The following is a 21,318-nucleotide window of genomic DNA, read 5'->3' on the forward strand; positions in this document are numbered from 1 at the left end:
CAGTTAATGTTTCGGGCTAATTTTTTCACCGATCTCTTCTATAGAATACTCAAAGTAGCCTCCGTTTTTATCTTTCTGCCTGTTGAAAAAAGCGTAAGTATAATGCTTAAAATTTAAAGCCAGCAGCCGGTGGTAATAATCTTCCAAATAATATTTAAACTGCTCTTTAAATTCTTCCGATGTACTTGTTTCAAAAGTTTTCAACCTTCTGATGATTTCCAGTAATTCCTCTTTTGAGAACTGATCCGATTTCAGTGGATCGGGCAAGCTAATCCGGAATGCTAAAACCTCTGCTCCTTCCTCTTCCCAATATTCCGAAAGGTTAAACTTCGTGCAGTCTTTACCGGTCAGTAAATCCAGTTTGTGGACAAGTTTTTTATATTCATCCCCCTCTTCATCGCCGTTTTCGTCCACAAAATCTGTGTATTCCAGAATTAAGTTCAATATTTCGGGATAGCGCTTTTCCGCGATTTCAAGCTGAGGTTCGAGTTCTGTTCTGAGTTCCATGGTTCGGCTGATTAGAAGCCACTGCTAAAATAGTTTTCCTATTCCGGAACAGGAAAGAGAATGTAGTTAAAAAACGGGTAAAAATTCGTATCTCTGAACTGGCATATCAATCGCCTGAAATTCTTTAAATCAACCCATACAAATGAAGTCCTTCAAAATCTTTATTCCCCTTTTTTTTCTTCTTCTTTCTTTCACTACTGGTTTCGCGCAGGAAAGCAAACCATCAAAAACAACTTTATTTAAAGAGATTGCTCAGGCCGACAGCCTGATGTTCAATGCGGTGAACAACTGTGACACGCTAACCTATAAAAAGTTTCTAAGCCCCGATATGGAGTTTTATCATGATCTCGGTGGGCTTACGATTGGCGCAGACAATGAAGTAAAATCAATTGTGGAGACCTGTGCCAGGGGGAACCATATTCGCCGTGAATTGGTACCGGGCAGCCTTGAAGTCTACCCGATAAAAGGATATGGCGCAATTGAAACCGGTGCTCATCGCTTTTATTACACAAATAAAGGCGAGCAGGAAAAACTGAGCGGTACTTTTAAATTTGTCCATGTCTGGCAACATAAAGATGGGCAATGGAGGCTACACCGCGTGATTAGCTATGGTCATGTGAAGCACTAAACCAGCCTCTTCATCTATAACGCCCGATCATGATCATATGTATAGAAATTTAATCATTAGAAAAAGACATTCGGATGATAAAGTGGGTACACGGCCTGCAGAATAAGATATCACAAATTGGTCTAATCTTTGTTTAGAGCTGATCGTACTAAAAATTTATCTTATGAATACAAAAAGACTATTAATTGTTGGACTGATTGGAATTATGACCGTGTGCCTGAGCACAAAATCGCAAGCACAATCAGCAAAAATCACCCTTTCTCCGGAATTGCTTATTCCTTTCAGTAAAGCCTACAATGTAGGTATTGGTGGAATTTTAGAAGCAGAATGGGCAGTAGAGAAAAAGTTGGGACTAACCCTTGCAACAGGAGTAGAAACCTTATTTCCTAAATATGATTTCTATAGCAATTATACTTTTTTACCCTTAAAAGGTGGAGTGAAGTACTTTGTAGACCCTAAAGTGTTTATTAACTTTAATTTAGGTGCTGCCATTGGATTCAATGATGCCGGAACAAATTTCCTTGTAGGTGGTGGAGTTGGTTATAAATTCAATAACCGTATCGACGCCGGAATCAGGGTTGAAGATGCAGGGACTTCTTACGCCGCTTTAAGAGTAGGATTCAGGTTATAGACCTCTGTAAAATAAAAAAGAGATACGCTTTTGATAAGTGTATCTCTTTTTTTACCGGCTGTTTTTATCGACTGTCCAAAGACAGTTGAAATGGACTTAGCCCTTAAGATCAACATTGCTGGTTGTGATGTCCAACCAGCTGGCAGTATCACAACTTTTGCAACACCAATGACCTCCCTGAGAAACACTGGCCGCCGCTGCCGCAGGATTTCCGCTTTCCTGATTGAAAAGAGACAATTTTCCACCAGAGGTTAAGGAATAACAAAATAAGATGTCCTTGCCGCCCAATATGGCCTTCTGTTCAGATCTGCTCAGGACTTTTGCATTTAGTTTAGGATTCAATAGATTTTTCATAATAAGGTTTGATTTTTAGGGTGTAAAATTATTCTGCTTGATTAAATTTAAACAATCCCGAACGCCGCAAACCGATCAGCTATTAAACGCTGAACACCAACAAGTAAACGCATTGATTCTCAAATTATCCGTTGTAAATCAATGTGATGAACCAACCTTATTCCAGAATTCATTGTCGATTTCCCCGGCATCTACTAAAACCATGAAACCGGCATACACCAGTATTTTAATCACCGAAGAACAATTGAACTATCCGAACAATGCGCTCAGGTTCCGTATAGAAAACTACGCCATAGACGACGCAAAGACCAGGGTCAGGCAGTTTGTTTCCAACCGATAAAACAGGAGTTTTGAAAATAAACGAATTTTCATTCTATCTTTGAAAAGATAAGTTCTGTTGCTATGAAAAGTATCCTTAAAAATCTCCTGATACCAGGTATCGTCTTTCTATCCTTCACTGCTGCTGCACAAAATAAGATGCGGAGTCTGGAGGAGCTGATCAATACTACCGATCCGGCCTGGCCATTGATCCAAAAGTGGGCAGACTCTGCAAAGAACAAAGTTGAGATCCTGGAACTTGATTCTGCCAGTGCAAAAACCACCTTATTTAATACTCAGGTGACGACATTTTCTACCCTGGGTGCTGTCGTTTACAATAGTGGCGGGATCATGGTTGACAATGGCTGGTTAAGAATTTTAGGCTCAGGAAGCCCCAGATTGAACCGCTCTGTTTCAGAATGGAACAAAGGAAAATCAATCAAAGAATTTGGGGAAGTCCCTCCTTATTTCCTTGTCGCTGATGATGCGGTGGGTGGTTTCTTCGCCATCAATTACGGTGCATTTGGTGAAGACCTGAAAACCATCTATTACCTCGCCCCCAACAGCCTGCAATGGGAATCTCTTGGACTTGGTTATACAGAATTTCTTCGCTTTTGTTTTGACAGTGACCTCTCTGCCTTTTACAAAGGCTTAAGATGGTCTAGCTGGGATAAATTTATTGCGAAACTGGACGGCAGTAAATCCTATAGTTTTTCTCCTTATCTCTGGACAAAAGAAGGCATGGATATAGAAAAATGTAAAAGAAAACTCGTTCCTACTGAAGAATTGTATCAGTTTGTGATGAGCAACCAAAGAGAAATCAACCAGAAAGCACCTGTAGAGCCTCAATAAACAAAGGCGGATTTAATTCTTTATGGTTGTCGCATCCTGAGATAAGATCTCTTTATTTGCTTTATAAATGGTTAAGATAGCCGGAGGAGTATCCTTTCCTCCCATCTCCATCACCCAACAACTGTACAGAAAATTACCACTCTTGAAATCAAATCTATGGTTTCCACCACTTCCTTCAGGGACCCATTCGCCTTTCTTTAAAATCAGGTCAGGCTGATCACTCATTTTACTTTTTAAGGGCCAGGAAGCATAGCGGTAATTGTGATTTCCTAAATCGTCAATTCTGATTCTAAACTTTGCCGTTTCGAACACCAGAACAGGATCTTTGAATACTTTAATCGATTCGTGCAGGCCGCTCTTTTCTCTTGCAATTAACACGGCCCTGTTTTTTCTTTCTACTGCCGACTGGTGGTTGACTGACCTCAGCGTACCATCATCGTCCAGCCATAAATCGCCCTGAAAAAGCATGATCCCCCTCCAGCCTACCTGAGACCAATCCTTTGCAGGTTTGGAATTGACGATCATCTTGATCAATTGATCATCAAAAACCTCCTTATAGCGTTTTATAAATTCCTGTTTATTTTTTATCGCGGGTAATGGGTATTCTCTTTCCAAGGGGTAGGCCACCCTATCTGCCAGTTTATTTACATTTTTGCTTTTTACTGCATTAATAAAACCAGAAACCGCCGGTTGATACCTGGCTTCCAGTGTCTGTCCGAAGACAACAAAAAAACTCAATATCAGTAATAAGGTAGTCGTCAACTTTTTCATGCAGGGATCTTAAATAATAGCCGGCTCAAATGTAGCATTAAAAGCCGACTGTCATTTTTGGTCTGTTGTTAAATTTTGACTTGTAATGTTAAATAAAAAGTGCGGTTGTCTGAGGGCAAAATCCCCGGCCCCGGATATCCCGTAGCCCTTCGGGTAAAGTAATAAGTGTTCGCAAGATTGTTCACTGTTCCTTCAATTTTGTATCTTTTATATTGATAAGAGAGTCCCAGATCCATCACGGTATATGCAGGGATCAAACCTACCACTCCGGAAAAACCTCCATCAATTGCATTGGAGGCATCTGAATACTGGTCCGACAAATGCGTGTACTGAAAGGAGGCTTTCAGGTTCTTATAACCCAGTCTCAAACCACTCTTCAGGTTCAGGTCCGGAACAAACTCCACCTGATTTCCCTGGATTCCGGGAATTCTGCTTCTTCGGTATTTCGATTTGATGAAGGCTGTGTTTGCAAAAACAACTCCTGACCAGTCATTGTCCGGAGAAGTTAACAAGCGCAACAAGTCTGCCTCTCCATAAGATTCAACACCTATGATCACAGCCTGACCGATATTTTCCCTTATTCTCCCGGTAATACCTCCGCCAGGTGAAAAATCACGCTCTCCAATTCTATTATTATAGTTTAATAAAAAGACGCTGACATCATAATTATATAAACCCGAATTCCCGCTCCTTACCCCCAAATCAAAGGAATAACCTTTTTCATCTTTCAAATTTGGATCGATATAGGCTGAAGGATTTGAAATCCGCATGTCGCTAAAAGTGATCGAGCGGTAGTTCTGAGATAAATTGGCGTAAATATTTACATTTTGCTGTGGCTTATAACTCAGTCCTAAGCCGAACAAAGGGAAATTACGGCTGTCCGTTCTCGTTTCCGGATACCGCACATTAGAAATGACATTCCCCGCCAGGTCATAAGCAATATTCGCATAATAACCATCCGATCGGGTATGGATGTATTCGTAGCGCATTCCCGGAATGATGGAAAACTTGTCGGAGAGGTTAAAAATATTCTCTGCAAAAAATGCAACATTCTGGTTGGGAAAGGTATAATCATTGAGTGTAAAGTTTCCCGGATCAACCAGGTTAAAATCGGCATTCTTACCGGTACTTCCCATTCCCTGGATGCTGTGGTTATGCCCCTTATAATAACGCATCCCCACCAGCAATACAGATTTCTTATCAAAAACCGTATAACGGTTCAAATACCTGGCCTCGGCACCCCAGTTGTCAAAATCACCTTTGATCAGATCTCTGGGTTCTGTTCCATAGTCGATCGTTGCCACACGGTTGGGTCTGAATCCAACGGTATACCTGTTTGCAGACAATCCAAATACCCTTAAATTAAACTCAGATGAAGCATTGAATTTATGGTCGAAATTCATAGCGTATAAGTTCCAGTTTACTTTAAACCAGTTTCTCTCGCGGTTACTTTGAGTTGGGTCTTTATCAAACATATCATCAGATAAACCTCCCGGCTGATGCGCCAGATAATTCATATGGGTGAAGTCGAAACCAATTTTCGTATCCTTATTGAATTGATAGTTTAGGTTCCCGTAGCCCGTATAAGCGTTAAAGTCTGAATTCCCTCTGAAACCATCTCCTTTTTTATACTGGAAAAAGGTATAATAACTTACTTTTCCAACGGTACCGCTTGCGCTCGTAAAGGAATTGTAAAAGTTATAGGAACCGATGCTTTGACGAACGGTCAATTCAAAAGGTTTGTCTTTTACCGGTTTTTTCATGATGAAGTTGAGCAAACCGCCAAACTGCGTTCCGTATTGCAAAGATGCCGCGCCCCTTACAATCTGGATTTGCTCCAATGCTTCATTAGGTGTGGTATAATAGCTTTCCGGATAACCGAGTGCATCCGCACTGATGTCATACCCGTTCTGACGGACATTGAAATTTGAGGTCCTGTTTGGGTCCAGCCCACGTCCGCCAATGCTCAGTTGTAAACCTGCGCCATCATTTTCCCAGATGTTCAAACCTGCAATTCTGGAATAGACTTGTCTGGCATTATTGGTAGCCAGATTGGCCACCAGCTGATCCGGGAAAATCACTTCAGATTTTTTCCCCTCATATATTCCCAGATTTTCTACTGCCCTGAGGTGTGAGAAACCTAAATTGGTCCGGCGATCTTCGATCACCACTTCATTCAGCTGGTTTACTGTTTGCGGATGCAGCACGATATTCAGGTTTACATCTTTATTGTTCACCTGCACCGTTGTGCTGTTTAATTCCGTACCTGCCTTTACCACGATGGTATAAGTACCATTTGGGATATTTCTAAAAGTGAAGATCCCCTTATTGTTCGTCAGGGTTTCGCTTTTATCATCATTCAGGTAGACCCCTGCATTTTTAACGATCAGGCTATCCCTCCCTTTAACAAGGCCTGTGATCTTATATTGGGAAAAAACCGCTGTCGACATCAGGCAACAGCATAGCAAACTAAAAACCTTTAATTTCATCATTCATGGGTAAAATCCAGGATTTAGGCTTAAAAGAATCGTTTTCTTTGGCCAGATCCGTATGTGGATTGATAAAAACTTTTCCGCTGCGGCCATTTAAGGTCACATAAGAATCTACGTAAACTTCCGGCGACTTAAATCCCAACCGGGCATAATGGTCGCGTAGGACATGTGCGTATTGCAAGATCATGTCGGGCTGTGTGCTCATCATTTTCTCCTGCAATACGGTTAAAAATTCATTGTTATTGGCCACTGCAAATTTGCCTGTGGCATCTTTAATTGTAAACTGTGCATAGCCTGCTTTTTCGATCAGCATGACACGCCAGGAAAAGCGATAGCCCTGTTCTGTCCAGAACAACTCTCCCGGGTAAAGCAGGTATCGGAATGGAATGAGGAGCTGTAAAAAAAAGAACAATCCAAAAAGGCTGAGCAGTATATTTTGACTAAGTGGAGGATAGTTCAACTTCTGTTCAGGATGAATAAACCGGGCCGGGAGCTTAAAAAGCTTATTGAAAAACCGGATGATCCGTAAATGAAACTCTGCTGAGAAGAAGATCAGTGCCGCCACGATCATCACGTAAGGAAACATCCCAATGGGAAACAAAACTGCAGTCAGTACATGGAAAACAACGACTGTCAGGTAAGCGAAAGGGCGGGTTTTCTTATTCCAGAGTAAAAAGGCGATGCTCAGGTCGTACAAACAGCCAAACCAGCTGAACAGAAATGCCGTTGCCGGGTAGTCGAACAACCAGCCAATCAGGGGCAGATCATTTCTGGACGGCAGCCAGATTTTTAAAGGTAAAGCGCTCAGGAGCCAGTCGCTGTTAATTTTGGCCAGACCTGCATAAAAATAGAGGATCACCATCATTAACTTCAGCACATCGATATTCCATTTTGGAACCTGGTCTGCCAGCAATGCAGGTTTCCGATAGGCATCCACAGAAAAATAGCGCCCTGCAGGCAGAAACATCAGCATGAACAACACCAGACTCATGAAATAATAATGATTGAGATAGGTGCTCCTGTCCATCAGTTCTATGTAGGTAAAGCTAAAAAACAGTAGAATGCTTGCAAGCCGGTAAAACAAGCCGAGCGCAACCATCAGGGCCGCCACTGCACAAACAAAAAACAGCAAATAGGTATAGTTTCCCAATGGCCTGATGAACTCAAGACCATAAAAAGAAAAGAAATGGAGGGGCTTGATGTACAGGTCGGCAATCCAACCCTTTGTCCAGAACCGGATGATACTGATAAACAGCATAAGGCCTATAGCTATTCTGTAGATGGCTATAGGCGCTGCATGCGTAGATTTCCGGAAATAATTATTCATTTATAATGGAAAATTAATCTCCGTCATTGTCAGTATAAGTAATCGTGATGCTCATTGCGGAAGTCATGTCTACTTTAAGCATTTTTACTGATTTTTGCATTTCTGTATACACATCAATCATTTTCTGATTGTTGGTTTTCACTTCGTTGTTTAAGTTTTCAGAAAGCAGGGCCAGCTTTGTATTTGTGGATGCAAACTGGTTTAAAATTGCCTGAGAAAGCTGCAATCCAGTCTGACTGTCCTTCACGCCCAATGCATTCAGGTAAGTTTTAAAGGAGGGTCCTTCTGCAAATGTTTTCAGGCTTTTGCCATTGAAGAAATCTACAGAAGCCTGATGCGCCGCCTTAGCGAGCGTTAAGGAGATGTCTTTTTTATAAAGCGCTTCTACTTTATCCGCAGCCACTACACCGTTCATCATTGCTCCTGATGGAATTCCAAACTTCCCGGAACGGATATAACGTTCGTAATTCAACACATAGCCATTTACCAGTACTGCCAGGGAAGAGCTGACATCCACACCGGATTTGTTGATGAACTCATCGCGATAGCCACCGGAAACCCAGGGCGTATATACTTTGGTAAAGATGGTGTTCATCTGCGCCGTAATTTTTTTCAGGTAAGCAATGCGTTTTGCCGCATCGGCAGCAGTCGTATACAAAGCGACGATGTCCGCATCTGTAGCTGCACTCCCATTGATCAGGTAATCCAGGGCAGGGAAACCTTGTTGTGCATAGGTACCTGGCAGATCAAAATTTGCCGTACCGGCTGCAATACCGGCATTGATGTTCGTCACATTCGTTGGATAAATATTAAAGAACGAACGGATCGTTTGTGCCTGAGCCGGTCCAACTTCAATAAATTCAATCTTTTGCCATTCTACATAAGCGTTCACCCATGCCGTTCTGAAATCGGTTAAAGAAGCGGTGCCCGGGGCCGCTGCGAAAGCGTCACTTTTAGTGACCATCAGGTCGAACTTTGTTTTAAAATTCACATAAGAAGGAATGATGATGTCGTCTGCAAGATAGGTCAGCAATGCCTTTCTGTCTATTCCTGGTTTCGGTTCCGGATCAGGTTCTGTACCTTTCTTTTTTGAGCAAGCATAAATGCTTAAGGCCATTAGGCAAAGTACCGCTGCCTGTTTGAATTTTGAAACTTTCATGTATTTGTATGAAAAATGTTTATAACGATAAAATTGGGTTGCTCTTTCTTTTTTAAGAAACAGCAACCCAATCCTGAATTAGTTCTATCGGTGATTACAATCCGAATTTGAGTCTGATTGCTGCATCCGCAGCGTTGATTTTATCATTGGTTAGATCCCAGTATCCACCTGATGAACCTACTAAAGCAGTAAGAATTCCATCAGAAAATGCTGCTGTTCCACCATTAATCGAAGCAAAGCGCAAAGAATAGATAAAGCCTAAGCCCTCTCCGATTGCATGTGCTCTGGTACCTTCATCCGTTCCTGTTTTCCATTTTCCCAAATAACCTAATGCTGCACCGGCAATTGCTTTTTCCATGGTATTTCTAATGATATCAGCTTGTTTTTTCAACTCCACTTTATCATTATTTACGATTGCTGCACGACCTCTTAGAAATGCGCCATAAACTTTGGTGTAGTTATAGTTCGCATTACCTGTTGGCTTACCATATTCCCAGATGTATGAACCAATAAATGACTCCGCTGTACCTCTTACCGCATCTGTAGAACCCGCAAGGTAAATTGGGTTAAGTGTTAATGAACCATAAGCCTCATCCCAGTTTTGCTCCAGTTTAGTGTAATTTTTGCCAGATACCAAAGTAGAATTATCAGCATCCAGACCTTTGTTTAACAAAACATTACCGATGTAATCAAGATCAAAAGCGCCGATTAATCCTTTTTGAATCAACTGGCCAGTTTCAAAACCTTTGGCATCCACAAGATACTTTGTAGGAGTTGCAGCAGCATTCAATACATAACCTGCAGTTCCTTTAGCGGCAGCAACATTTGCGGAAGCACTGATGGTAGCTAGTGAAGCAAAATCAGCTTCTACTTTAGCACGAACAACAGCAGCATCTGCATCTGCCCATGAAGAAGCAGTCACGTTACGCAACTGAACACCTGAGGCATTCAAAGCTGCAAAATCTGCAGGAGCAGGATTGGAAACTGCTGTAAATGGATTACCGGTATTGGCATACATGTTTTTCAAAACATTCCCGTCAACCAATTGAGTTTTCCATAAACCGGCGTAAGTATTGATGCCCTGGAATACCCTGTAACGAAAGTTACCTGTAGTCAAATCTATGGTTGATTTACCTGAAGCATCCACAAAAATCGTATTGGTTGCATCATATTTAGTACCGTCTACCAGTTTCGCATAGTCAATTGCCGGACGTAATGCTGGTTTTTCTGTTTCCACCACCACTTTATCTTTTTTACATGAGGCCAGGCCCATTATTGCCAGAGCAATAAAAGCTGAATTCTTAAAGTATTTGTTTTTCATATTGAATAAGTATTAGAAATTTATTGCTATATTGTTTGTATTAAGTCTAAATAGTACTAAACTTGCTGCAAATATTAAAGGCAATTCTAAAGAATTTCTAAAGACCCTTAAAAAACCGAATTTATATGTTAGTACCCAGCCTATGAAGGTCCTGTTTGTAGAAGATGAGCCCGTCTTATTAGAAGAAATGGAAACTTATTTCAGCTCTCTGGATTGTATCTGTGAACAAGCCTGTACTTTCAGACAGGCAGAGCAGAAACTAAGAGATTACATGTATGATGTTGTGGTACTGGACATCACCCTCCCGGATGGATCAGGCATTGATTTGATTACTGACATCAGAAAAAGCCATATAGAGACAGGCATATTGATTCTTTCCGCGAAAGATTCCTTACAGGATAAACTTAAAGGATTAAATCTCGGTGCCGATGATTACCTGACCAAACCTTTTTATCTCGAAGAGCTGAATGCAAGGGTGAATGCCATTTACCGGAGAAAGACTTTAAAAGGAGAAGAACAGATCACCTTTGATCAATTCACCATGGAACCTTTGTCAAAATCTCTTTTTTTCGACAGCAAGGAAGTTTGTCTTACCCGAAAGGAATACGACATGCTGATTTATTTCGTGTTGAATAAAAACCGGGTCGTGAGCAAAGCCTCCATCGTAGAGCATCTTTGGGGTGATCATTTTGACCAGAATGACAATTTCGACACGGTATATGTTCACCTCATGAATTTAAGAAAAAAGCTGAGCAGCACTTCGGGCAAGGACTATATCAAAACAGTTTACGGCATGGGCTATAAGTTTACTTTCTAATGCGTTTACTCTCTAAACTCAGTTACTATTATTTTTGGCTCAGCGTATTTGTACTGGGAATCACCGGTGTCATGCTTTTTCTTTTTCTCCGGCATGAAGTTTCAAAAGAGATTGAAGAACAGCTGGAATTGCAGACCGATATGGTTGCCGAAGAAATCAGAATGGGCAGGAATGTAAACTTCCCCCTGGTTCAAATCACGGCCGGAGATGTACAGCTGATGAAATTACCCAAAGTATTCAAAGACACGCTTCTGTACGACCGCCTCCAAAAGGAGTCTGAGGGTTACTATTATTTTGCGGAAAGCAAAAAGATCAACAGTGGGTACTACCGGATCAAAGTGATGACCACTTATATCGGCTGGAATAATTACTCAAGAACCATCATTTACATTTTCATCTGCATTGCGGTGATGCTGATCATACTGGGCACGCTGGTCAACTATTTCATCAGCAGCAGAATCTGGAAACCTTTTCTCATCAACTTAAAACGCATGAAAGGCTATTCGGTGAGCTCAAGAGAAGAATTAGAGCTCGCGCGTACGGATGTGAAAGAATTCCAGGAAATGAATTTTGTACTCGCCGATCTGGCCGCCCGGGGCAGAAGAGAATACAATGCACTGAAAGAATTTACCGAAAATGCCTCTCATGAAATCCAGACACCACTCAGCATTTTAAGAACGAGACTGGAAAGTATCAGTCAGCTTCCTGTAAATGATGACCTCGCCAGGTTGCTCAACGATGCCAAACAAGCGGTACTCCGTCTGAATAAGGTCAATAAAGGTCTGTTATTGCTGGCCAAACTCGAAAATGATGCTTTCACAGATAAGCAGTCGATCTTGATGGATGAAGTGTTGAGACGAAATTTCGAACTGATGGAAGACCTCTTTCAAACAAAAGCCTTAAAGGTCACACAGGCCATTCAGCAAAAGGAAGTTTTTGTCAGCTCCTCGCTGATGGAGATCCTCATTTCCAATTTATTGTCAAATGCCCTTTCCTACTGCCCCGCGCAGGGTACTGTATCCATCAGCCTGAATCCCGAATCACTGGAGATCGGAAATGACGGGCCGCCCCTAACCTTCGAAGAATCTAAATTGTTCACCCGTTTTGGAAAAGGTGCTCCCGGCCTCAGTGGAAACGGGCTTGGACTTTCCATTGTCAAACAGATCTGTATCTCCTACCAGTGGACTATTGCCTATCGCTATGCGGAAAACCGGCATTTTTTCAAAATCTCATTTTAGGTTACCTAATTCCAGCCTAATTTGTAAGTTTGCAATTTAAAATAATTCTAAATAATGAAGATACTTTTACTTTCTCTGGCCGCTTTTGTGGTCAGTTTACCTGCCCTTGCCCAAAAAACAGTGCTCGTTGGAAAAATCAAGGATGAACAGAACCAGGCCATTCCATTTTCAACCCTCAGCATTCCAGCTTTGAAAAAAGGCCTGACGAGCAATCAGAGTGGAACCTACTCCATCCTTCTTCCTACAGGAACTTATGCCATTAAAGCTTCAGCAGTGGGCTACAAATCAAAACTGCAAAACATTAGCCTTTCTGCTGCGGATACCGTTCATCTGGATTTCATTCTGGACCAGGATGCGAAATTGCAGGAAGTGATCATTTCTGCCAGCAGAAAACAGGAAACCCTGGACGAAGTTCCCTCTTCTATCAATATTATCGGCACTAAAGACCTTGCCATTCAAAAGACCATCAATAATAACCTCAGTGAAATACTTGCCAATACAGTCCCGGGGCTTGGATTTAATACCAACCGGACCAGCAATCTTGGTCAGACCATGCGTGGGCGGGGCATCCTCATCATGATCGATGGTGTTCCCCAGTCGACCCCTTTACGCAACGGGGCCCGCGACATCCGTACCATAGATCCCGCAGCAATTGAAAGAGTAGAAGTCATCAAAGGAGCCACTGCAATTTATGGTAACGGAGCAGACGGCGGTCTGATCAATTACATCACAAAAAAGCCGGCATCAGATAAAACCATCAGCGGACAAACATCTATCGGAAGCAGCAATTTTCTGGTTGCTCCAAAACATACTTTTGGCGGTCAGGCAGGTCAGTTGCTGAGCGGAACAGTCAATAACCTGGATTATGTGGTTTCCGGACGTTATGAGCAAACCGGGCTCTCCAGAGATGCCAATGGCGATGTCCTTTCTCCAGAGTACGGATTAAACGATCTGCGGATGTGGAATGCCTTCGCCAAAGTTGGATACAACATCAACACAAACAACCGCATAGAACTGATGTACAACTACTTCAGCAGTAAACAAAACACAAATTATATTGCCAAAGCAGGGAAGTATGGCAATCCGGATTCCGCAACGACAGGAATTTTGGGCAGTCGTCCCGGTGAAGCTGAAGGCACGCCATACAATCACAATGTGAACCTTCATTACAGCAGTCAGCGGATCATTGGCGGCACCGATCTCGATGTGAATTTATATTTACAGGACTTCTATACCTTGCTTTCTTCCAGCAACTTTTTTGAAGGCAACGGACAACCGGGAAACCTGAGCAAAAAGAAAGGTTTACGCATCAATTTAAACAGTCCGTTTTTAATTTCCGACAACTGGAACGGCAATTTTGTCTACGGTCTGGATGTACTTTCCGACAAGACCTCTACGGTCCTTACCGATGGCCGGGTTTCTGTTCCGGAGATGAACATGAGGAACCTCGCGCCTTATCTTCAGCTAAAGTCTGTTTTCCTGCAAAATCTGATTTTCAAGGCAGGTGCACGTTTTGAGAACATCAATATCGATGTGCCTACCTACAGTACTCTGGCTACCAGAAATTACAATACAGGAGGTTATTCCGGTGGAGGAATCGTGGTCAAAGGAGGTGCACTCAATTACAATGCTTTTGTATTTAATGCTGGCCTAAGGTATAATAAACTCTCTTATTTCAAACCTTTCATCAGCTTTTCACAAAGTTTCAGCATCGGTGACCTGGGGCTCGTTCTACGCTCAGCTACAGAAAACACCCTGGCAGACATTACGACTAAAGCAGTTACTGCAAACAATTATGAAGCAGGTTTCAGCAGCACCTTTGGCAAGCTGAATATTGAAGGAGCGGCATATATCAGTACTTCCAAACTCGGTGCTTCTTATGTATTTGTAAATGGTAAAGCACAGATTGCAAGGTCTCCGGAAAGGATTTATGGTCTTGAACTGGCAGCAGATTATGCCTTACTGGACGAGCTGACTATTGGCGCTTCTTATTCCTATACTGAAGGAAAAAGAAAGATCAATGATAAAGAGGTTTACCTGGGTGGTGACCGTATCGGCCCTCCCAAAACTACCGCTTATGTTTCCTACAGCCCTTTATCCAATTGGCTGCTCCGCGTACAAATGCTGACTGCAGGGAACCGCAAACGCTTTGATCCCGTAAATGGCAAATACAGCTATGGTACCGGACCGATGAATACCTTTACGACCTTTAGCTTTTTCAGTAATTACAGCTTCGATAAAAGCAGCAGCATTCAGCTCGGTGTAGAGAATATTTTGAATAAGGATTACTTCACGATTCCATCGCAATGGATGTCCGACAGCCTGAGTTATGTAAAAGGCAATGGTGCCAGGCTGACCTTAAACTACCTTTATAAATTTTAACCAGCTCCTCAAACAGCGTTGTATTTTATAATTACAACGCTGTTTGATTGCTAAAATCGCCATACCTCAGGTGTAAATCGTAGATTGCCGGACCATATACCGGAAAAAGAAATCCTATGATCATCACCTTAATGCGCATCGTTTTATTCTGCCTGATCCCTGCCGGCATCTTCCTGCTGATCAAAACCATCCGCATGCTGAAAAAGACCTTCAATGGCAAAGTGATGGCAGAAATCCCCTTTACGCAGAAAGAAACTACTTTTCACCTGCCTGAAAAAGGCATCTATGCCATCTGGCAAAAAGGTCAGCTGTTCCGAAAAACACCTGTTGACAAGTTTGAAATACAGCTTAGCCGGGAAAGCGACGGAGAAGGGGTTGTACTGAATACTTCTCTTTTACGGCCCAATATGAATGGGTTTGAAACCGGCAGAATGGAAATGAAAAGATTTTACGCGGAGCGCGGGGATTACAAACTCCTCTTCAGGGAAAGTTCAGAAAGTTCATCATTTGAACAGGTCTTCTCCGAGCTGTTTCCCGGAAAAATGGTAGACTACGACAAATATTTTATCCAGGTCAGGGAAAGTGGTCCTGCCTACCAGATGTTTCTGGCCATCCCCATGTTCCTCCTTTCCGGATTTCTGATCATCGGAGGTTTTGTCTGCGGGTTATTACTTCCGCAAATGATGGCTTAATTCCGGAGCTTTAGCCTTTTATAGAAATACTCAGAAAGTACAATTAATGACACCGCAATCAGGATCAGCAAAATCCCCAGGATCAGGCTTCCGGTGATCACCTCCTTAAAAGCAAGGACACCTACTGCTACCGCAACTACAGGCTCTAATGCACCTAGTATCGCCGTTGCTGTAGAACCCACATATTGTACCGCAAAAACCATTGCCACACAGGACAACGCAGTTGCCAGCAGGGAGAGCAAAGTTAAGTCAATGACTGCTGTAGTGTCCGGTAATGGTGCCAGTCCTCCGGTAACCTGTGCTTTAAGCAGGAAATAAACCGAGCTTAATCCCATCACATAAAAGGTCAGCTTATAGCCCGACATCTGTTGGACTTTTGATTTATTCACCACCACAATGTAAACGGCATAACTTAGTGCCGATAGCAAAATGGTGCCAATCCCCAATGGGTTCAGACTGATTCCGTTATTGCCTTTATATAAAAGTGAAATCCCTGAAAAAGCAATCAGAATGGCAGCCATAGTTACCATACTGATCTTTTCTTTGAAAAAGACCGCCATGAGCAGGGCAACAAAGACCGGATAGAGAAACAGGATCGTGGAGGCTGTGCCCACCCCTAAGTAATCATAACTGATGAATAAATACTGTGCCGACAGGGCATACAATACACCAAGAACAGTCAGCAGGATCAGTTCTTTTTTCGCGACTGCAAATGATTCTTTTTTAAAAATCATCCAAAGCGCCAGAAATAAGGATGCGCAGGCAAATCGATAGCATAAAACCGAATCATGTGAGAGCCCCTTTTGTGCCAGTGGTAAAGCAAATAAAGGGATGAGGCCAAATGTGGCAGAGGAAATACATGCCCAGAAATAGCCTTTTATTTTAGTGTTCATTCAGAAAATGATTAACGTATTGAATTATTCGTAATAGCAGATATAAGCAACATCTGCATCGCAGGTAACGTCAAAGGAAACACCAGCTGCCACATCGAATGCCTCTTGTGCAGCATATCTGACCCAATCCTGATTTGGCAACCTCACATCCAGGGTCCCTGAAATGACGATCATTTTTTCTGCTGAGGAGGTAGAAAAGGTATAGGTACCGCTTTTCATTACGCCGACAGTTGCCTTTCCTTTTTCTGTTGCCAGTCCGAGGCTTTGTACTTTTCCTTCAAAATAAACATTGTGTGTTACCAGGTTGTTATTGTCCATGATTTTGTATTTATTGATGCTGATCGTTGCGGTTAAAATCCGGACGAAAATACCTCAAAAAAACGTATTCCTTCTTACAAATTGTGCAGGTTTTTAAATAAGACCACAGCTTCATAATGCCATACCTCAGAACCACGCAAAAAACCTGATCGAAAGGCTTAGAGGAATTTAGCGATGGTCTTATTTTTCCTGATGAGGTGAGTTATGCCCCAGCTCAGTCCTGCTGATGCCACAAAAGTGACCGCGAATTTAATGACCACAGGAAGACCGGTCTCCAATAAAAGAAACTGGCACCAGATCACAAAAATATAATGGATCAGGTAAATGCCATATGCATTTTCTGAAAGGCCTTGCCAGAAGCGGTTGGCATGAGGAAAAAGCTTTTTAAACAGGCTGATCAGCGCGATGCTGCTCAGGGTACAGGACAAAGTCCAGATGGAACGGTAAATCACGGTGGCCAATAAAGGATTCCATCCTTTTTGCCCATACATTTCTTTAAGCGGCGCTTCGCTCAGCTTCAGGAGCAGATAAGTTAGGACAGCAGCCAGCACCCATAAAGACCATCTTTTCATCATCAGGCTATGGCTTCCGAAGATTCCCCGGCTGATACCTGCACTGCCAATCACCACGCCCATTAAGAAATAACCAAAATACAGCAGCACCCGGCTCAACTGAAAATCGAAAGGGCCAAAGCCCGTCCAGGTTCCTGCGCCTACCCAAAGCATCAGGGGCATATACGTGATCCAGGTTAACAAATACCAGATGAATAAGACCCTCCGCGGAGCGTTTGCACAATTGGCCAGTCTTTCTCCAAGCTTATTGATCAAAGGTCTTACAGAGCGGTATAGAACGGCAAAAACAACATTAAAGACGAACAAGACCCAAATGAACCATGGCGGTCCTACAGGCCATGCTTCTACGGTAAAGAAATCAATTACATAGTCTTTGAGGTTAAAGTTTCCATGGGCGAGGTAATAAGCCGGATAATGGGCCATCAGCATCAGCAGGCTAACCCCAATAAAGAAGGGAACCAACAAGCGGTAAAACCGATCGGTAATGAATAATCCCGTTCCCTTTTTCTGCAGGCTGCCCATCACAAAAATTCCGGCAATGAGAAACATTAAAGACATAAAGAAAATGTCATTGAAATCTTCAAAATAATCCATGCCTATCCAGCGCATGGTATCAACAACCGGGTGGGTAGAGGAAATATAAGCCGCTTTATTAAAACTGGCAAAGGTTGTATAGGCTAAAGAGGCATGATGTGCGACGACTAAAATGGTCACAAAACCACGTAAATAATCGATCCAGGCTGTGCGTGAGGGTGTGCTTATTTTTTCCATCTGTGTATTCATTATTCAAACGTAGACAATCTGAAACGGCACTTTAAAAACTTGTGACTGGCAACTACTTTTTGTGATGACGAACAACAGCGACAGCAAAAACCTGCTAATTTGCAGACAGCAGCTGTTGATATCGCCGGTCAAACTGTTCCAGATTTGCTCTTGAAACCGGAACTTCTTCTGCAACGTCATCAAATGAAAGCAGGTACCCCTGTGAGTTTCCGGAGCAATCAGCTACTTGCTGAATGTTGACCAGATAGGCACGGTGACACCTCAGGAACCCCTCATATCCGGCAAGCTGCAATTCCAGTTGCTTCAATGAAATCCGCCTGAGTTCTTTTTGTAAACCATTCGCTCTTCGCATCGTGATTTCGACATAATTTCCTTCTGCCCTTGCAAAGAGAAAATCCGCAGGGTGGAAATTGAAATCGTCGATTTTAACATGGGCCTTTACGAAGATCTTTTCCCGATTTTCGGGAAGGATGATGTCACTTGCAGGTACTGCTGCCAGCAATTGTGTGTTCCGCTGCAGAAAATAAGATCTGGCAAAAAGAAAATAGGAAAAGAAAAGCGTCCCCGCTAAATAAGCATTTCTTATTTCTTCCCACAGGTAACGTAAAGACCAGTTATTGGGATTGGTATAGATCAGGTCACGCAACAGAAAACTGGCCAGTCCGATCAGGAATAGCATACAGGCAATGGAACTGACCCATTTGAAAACAGGCCGCTCATCCCTGTCCGGATTGTGCTTTTGAAAATAAGTCAGGACGGTAAAATAGCTGAACATGATCAGCGCCGGAGATAAGGCATGTAAAAAACAGGTGAAAAGATAAGAATATTTAAGCTCCGATTCGGTTACCGTAAATGGCCTGAATAGCAGGAGGAACAGAAAAGAAACCAAAAACAGCAGCCCTGTCATTTGTTTCAGTTTTCCGGGATCATACCAATTGGAAAAATACGGCTCCGTTATCATTTAGTCCAGGTTCTTTTTTAGCTCATTTTCAAGACTAAGATACGGCTGTGCAGGCAAAATAAAAAGTCTGTAGCGCCCATCCGGACCCCTACAGAACTTTTCAATTCGATAAGAAGATACCCCTATCTAATTAACTAACCTATCATATTACTTTATGATAAAAATCTGATGTCCCTATATGACATTCATAACCTCAAATAAAGCAGAATTATAGATAAAAAGATTGAGTGCTTTTGTCAAAACATTCAGTACAATTGTCAGTTTTTTATTTTCCAGATCTTCCCGTTCTTTGTGAGGCTGAGCTGCAGCTTGTTTTCCGCCACAAGATTTTCCAATACACTTTCTGCCGCTTCTGAAGAAAGTCCGGCAATCACAGACAATTCTTTTCTTGTGATCGTTGGATAAACAGACAGCAAGGACTCCCAACGGAGATCCGGCGCTGCCTTTTTAACTTCAGCACCTGGTAAAAGGGATGATATCGCCGCTTCATAAACCGGATAGGGTTTTACCCCATAGACCTTCTCCTGATTGCCATTGGCATCTGTAAAAAACAAAGTTGGAAAACCCCTGATATTCCAGTCGGCCGCCAGTTGCAGGTCTTCCTGAAAATATTGCTTTGCCCTGCCCTTAACATCCAGATCTAGTTTTACCGGATCGAGCCCTGTTTCTACCGCTGCTGCCGACAAGTGTTCCCATTTACCAATGTTCTTCTTCTCCAGAAAAACCATTTCTTTTATTCTTCTCAAAAAAAGTAAGGCTTTGTTTGGGTTCTGCATCTGGGCAGCTTTAAATGCAATGGAAGGCGGATAGGAAGAATCCAGAGGATCTTCTAACCAGACATCTCCATCGATGGGCATGTCGTAATACAGACTTACCTCATCCCAATGCGCAGCCACATCAGCGGGTTTACTAATCCCTCCGCTGTTGTAAGACCAGTCGGGCAAAAGTCCACCCATATGATATTCAATTTCGAGCAGTGCTCCATATTCCATTTTCAGCTTTCTTAGCTGAGGCTCTATTCCCCAGCAGGAAGAGCAAATGGGATCGGTAAAATAAATGGCCCGTAAAGGTTTGTCTACTGCTTTCGGTAGGCTTGTCTCATTTTCTTCAGAAAGGCCGGGTATTTCACAGCTTCCGGTTTCAGGGTCGCACATCAAAGGATTGTTCATGTTCTTCTGCTTAAATCTTAAATTCAGCGACAAAGCTACCCTGATTGGACAGCCCCTGCAATAAGTCAGAAAAAGATGACTACCCCCAGGCCCTGAACATCAGCACTATAATCCTTCCAGTTGTTGAAAAACACTGATCATCGATGCCCCTCTTTCAGAGAGCACATATTCTACATGGAGTGGTTTGAGCCGGATAACTTTTCTTTCGAACAGGCCTTCTTCTTCCAGCTCTTTGAGTGCCACAGCTATAGCCTGTTTGTTTGATCCTTCCAGCTGCCGGATCAGGCTATTGAAGCGCAGAGGACCATCTAATGCTAATCTGAAGATCTGGGCCTTCCATTTCCCCGACAACATTTTCAATAATTTTGAAGCGGGGCAGGGATTGCCATTGCAGTCGTTATTCTCTGTGGTCATATCTTCTTTTTATTGCTCAAAGCTCCGTCACCTTTAAGTTCCGGAAATGAATCTCTGCGCCTTCGGATTCCAGGCAAAGGTAACCTTTCTTTACAGTCGACTTACTGACACCGTTTACAAATTTACCATTTACCGAGAGTTTGATCGTTCCATCTACACAAACTACTTTATAGGTATTCCATTCCCCTTTTCCCTTACACCTGTTTTCTATAGATTTACTGCGTTCTCCTCTAGGGTTATCCGGAACGGTTTCCACACCACCTACCCCGAACAGTTCTCCGTGGACATAGGCGATTGGAGCCGTTGTGCCATTCTGCAGATTCCGATTCACCCAATCCAGCTCCAGCATTTGCACCTCCACCCCACCTGGCAACCGGTTCTGTTCGCCAGGTTTTGCATCACTCCATACAAACACCCCGGAATTCCCTCCGGCTTCCATGTGTTTCCACTCTATCTCCAATATAAAATTCTCATATAGCTTTTCCGAACGCATCACTCCGATAGGCTTCCCTGAGCAGATCAGCAGGTCTTTTTCTTTTCTCCAGGTTTGTGGCTCGGTGTTTACATTGATCCAGCTGATCGCTTTCTTTTTGCCATGTTCCAGGCTGCGCTCTTCCCCGAACGATATCGGTTTGCTTTGCGCAGACGAGGTTAAAGGCTTCGCCAACAGGCCTAAAAAGGTCATACCGATCCCTATTAATATTTTTTTCATGATATGC

Annotated in this window: 22 protein-coding genes; 8 read left to right on the forward strand and 14 right to left on the reverse strand. The window is 42.7% G+C overall.

The genetic code is table 11. From position 1 onward, the window contains the following. Positions 1-3: 3 nt before the first annotated feature. Positions 4-507 carry a hypothetical protein gene (locus tag DBR43_RS07405; protein WP_124579335.1) on the reverse strand — a complete coding sequence of 168 codons (504 nt, stop codon included), beginning with the start codon at positions 505-507 and terminating at the stop codon, positions 4-6. A gap of 142 nt (positions 508-649) precedes the next feature. Here DBR43_RS07405 and DBR43_RS07410 point away from each other — a divergent pair, with 142 nt between their 5' ends. Both DBR43_RS07410 and DBR43_RS07415 read left to right on the forward strand, forming a co-directional pair. Next, a complete protein-coding gene (locus DBR43_RS07410; RefSeq protein WP_124579337.1) occupies positions 650-1,135 on the forward strand; it encodes a nuclear transport factor 2 family protein in 486 nt (161 codons plus the stop codon). 163 nt (positions 1,136-1,298) lie between these two features. Next, complete coding sequence (locus tag DBR43_RS07415; protein WP_124579339.1) at positions 1,299-1,766, forward strand: hypothetical protein; 468 nt, start codon at positions 1,299-1,301, stop codon at positions 1,764-1,766. A gap of 96 nt (positions 1,767-1,862) precedes the next feature. On the opposite strand, the gene DBR43_RS07420 is transcribed toward DBR43_RS07415, so the two are convergent. Beyond that, positions 1,863-2,120 (reverse strand): hypothetical protein, encoded by a 258-nt coding sequence (locus DBR43_RS07420; protein ID WP_124579340.1) that lies wholly within the window; start codon positions 2,118-2,120, stop codon positions 1,863-1,865. 37 nt (positions 2,121-2,157) lie between these two features. Between DBR43_RS07420 and DBR43_RS07425 the strand changes: the two genes are divergently transcribed. After that, a complete protein-coding gene (locus tag DBR43_RS07425) occupies positions 2,158-2,460 on the forward strand; it encodes a hypothetical protein (RefSeq protein WP_124579342.1) in 303 nt (100 codons plus the stop codon). Between the two features lie 62 nt (positions 2,461-2,522). Next, positions 2,523-3,290 (forward strand): DUF2625 domain-containing protein, encoded by a 768-nt coding sequence (locus tag DBR43_RS07430; RefSeq protein WP_199756977.1) that lies wholly within the window; start codon positions 2,523-2,525, stop codon positions 3,288-3,290. 12 nt (positions 3,291-3,302) lie between these two features. On the opposite strand, the gene DBR43_RS07435 is transcribed toward DBR43_RS07430, so the two are convergent. The 5 genes from DBR43_RS07435 to DBR43_RS07455 form a co-directional block, all read right to left on the reverse strand. After that, positions 3,303-4,061, reverse strand: a complete 759-nt coding sequence (locus tag DBR43_RS07435; protein WP_124579344.1) for a hypothetical protein — start codon at positions 4,059-4,061, stop codon at positions 3,303-3,305. A gap of 68 nt (positions 4,062-4,129) precedes the next feature. Further along, positions 4,130-6,511, reverse strand: coding sequence for a TonB-dependent receptor domain-containing protein (locus tag DBR43_RS07440; protein ID WP_199756978.1), 2,382 nt, complete (start codon positions 6,509-6,511; stop codon positions 4,130-4,132). 19 nt (positions 6,512-6,530) lie between these two features. After that, positions 6,531-7,880, reverse strand: coding sequence for an HTTM domain-containing protein (locus DBR43_RS07445; RefSeq protein WP_124579348.1), 1,350 nt, complete (start codon positions 7,878-7,880; stop codon positions 6,531-6,533). Positions 7,881-7,893: 13 nt separating this feature from the next. Further along, entirely contained in the window at positions 7,894-9,039 is a 1,146-nt protein-coding gene (locus DBR43_RS07450) for an imelysin family protein (RefSeq protein WP_124579349.1), read from the reverse strand. A 94-nt stretch (positions 9,040-9,133) separates the two neighbouring features. Further along, positions 9,134-10,360 (reverse strand): DUF4856 domain-containing protein, encoded by a 1,227-nt coding sequence (locus DBR43_RS07455; protein ID WP_199756979.1) that lies wholly within the window; start codon positions 10,358-10,360, stop codon positions 9,134-9,136. A gap of 142 nt (positions 10,361-10,502) precedes the next feature. On the opposite strand from DBR43_RS07455, the gene DBR43_RS07460 reads away from it, so the two are divergent. From DBR43_RS07460 to DBR43_RS07475, 4 genes are all read left to right on the forward strand, one after another. Further along, positions 10,503-11,177: a response regulator transcription factor gene (locus DBR43_RS07460; protein WP_124579352.1), complete on the forward strand. Its 675-nt coding sequence runs from the start codon at positions 10,503-10,505 to the stop codon at positions 11,175-11,177. Next, positions 11,177-12,415, forward strand: coding sequence for a sensor histidine kinase (locus DBR43_RS07465; RefSeq protein WP_124579354.1), 1,239 nt, complete (start codon positions 11,177-11,179; stop codon positions 12,413-12,415). The genes DBR43_RS07460 and DBR43_RS07465 overlap by 1 nt, the downstream gene beginning before the upstream one ends. A 54-nt stretch (positions 12,416-12,469) precedes the next feature. Next, positions 12,470-14,797 carry a TonB-dependent receptor gene (locus tag DBR43_RS33410; RefSeq protein ID WP_124579356.1) on the forward strand — a complete coding sequence of 776 codons (2,328 nt, stop codon included), beginning with the start codon at positions 12,470-12,472 and terminating at the stop codon, positions 14,795-14,797. A gap of 116 nt (positions 14,798-14,913) precedes the next feature. Then, on the forward strand, positions 14,914-15,489 hold the full coding sequence (locus tag DBR43_RS07475; RefSeq protein ID WP_124579358.1) for a hypothetical protein: 576 nt from the start codon (positions 14,914-14,916) through the stop codon (positions 15,487-15,489). Here DBR43_RS07475 and DBR43_RS07480 read toward each other — a convergent pair. The 7 genes from DBR43_RS07480 to DBR43_RS07510 all read right to left on the reverse strand — a co-directional run bounded on the left by DBR43_RS07480 (position 15,486) and on the right by DBR43_RS07510 (position 21,311). Then, the gene (locus tag DBR43_RS07480) at positions 15,486-16,382 is read right to left on the reverse strand and encodes a DMT family transporter (RefSeq protein ID WP_124579360.1); all 897 of its coding nucleotides are present in this window, start codon (positions 16,380-16,382) and stop codon (positions 15,486-15,488) included. The two genes, DBR43_RS07475 and DBR43_RS07480, sit on opposite strands and share 4 nt — an antisense overlap. 24 nt (positions 16,383-16,406) lie before the next feature. After that, entirely contained in the window at positions 16,407-16,700 is a 294-nt protein-coding gene (locus tag DBR43_RS07485) for a pyrimidine/purine nucleoside phosphorylase (RefSeq protein ID WP_199756980.1), read from the reverse strand. A 158-nt stretch (positions 16,701-16,858) separates the two neighbouring features. Next, positions 16,859-18,043 (reverse strand): acyltransferase family protein, encoded by a 1,185-nt coding sequence (locus DBR43_RS07490; RefSeq protein ID WP_124579362.1) that lies wholly within the window; start codon positions 18,041-18,043, stop codon positions 16,859-16,861. A gap of 106 nt (positions 18,044-18,149) precedes the next feature. After that, positions 18,150-19,016: a LytR/AlgR family response regulator transcription factor gene (locus DBR43_RS07495; protein WP_124579364.1), complete on the reverse strand. Its 867-nt coding sequence runs from the start codon at positions 19,014-19,016 to the stop codon at positions 18,150-18,152. A 257-nt stretch (positions 19,017-19,273) separates the two neighbouring features. Further along, the gene (locus tag DBR43_RS07500) at positions 19,274-20,185 is read right to left on the reverse strand and encodes a ClpXP adapter SpxH family protein (protein WP_124579366.1); all 912 of its coding nucleotides are present in this window, start codon (positions 20,183-20,185) and stop codon (positions 19,274-19,276) included. 105 nt (positions 20,186-20,290) lie between these two features. Next, positions 20,291-20,599: a winged helix-turn-helix transcriptional regulator gene (locus tag DBR43_RS07505; protein WP_124579368.1), complete on the reverse strand. Its 309-nt coding sequence runs from the start codon at positions 20,597-20,599 to the stop codon at positions 20,291-20,293. Between the two features lie 16 nt (positions 20,600-20,615). Then, entirely contained in the window at positions 20,616-21,311 is a 696-nt protein-coding gene (locus DBR43_RS07510) for a DUF1080 domain-containing protein (protein ID WP_124579370.1), read from the reverse strand. Positions 21,312-21,318: the final 7 nt, after the last annotated feature.

This window comes from Pedobacter sp. KBW06 (assembly GCF_003852525.1).
GTDB lineage: Bacteria > Bacteroidota > Bacteroidia > Sphingobacteriales > Sphingobacteriaceae > Pedobacter.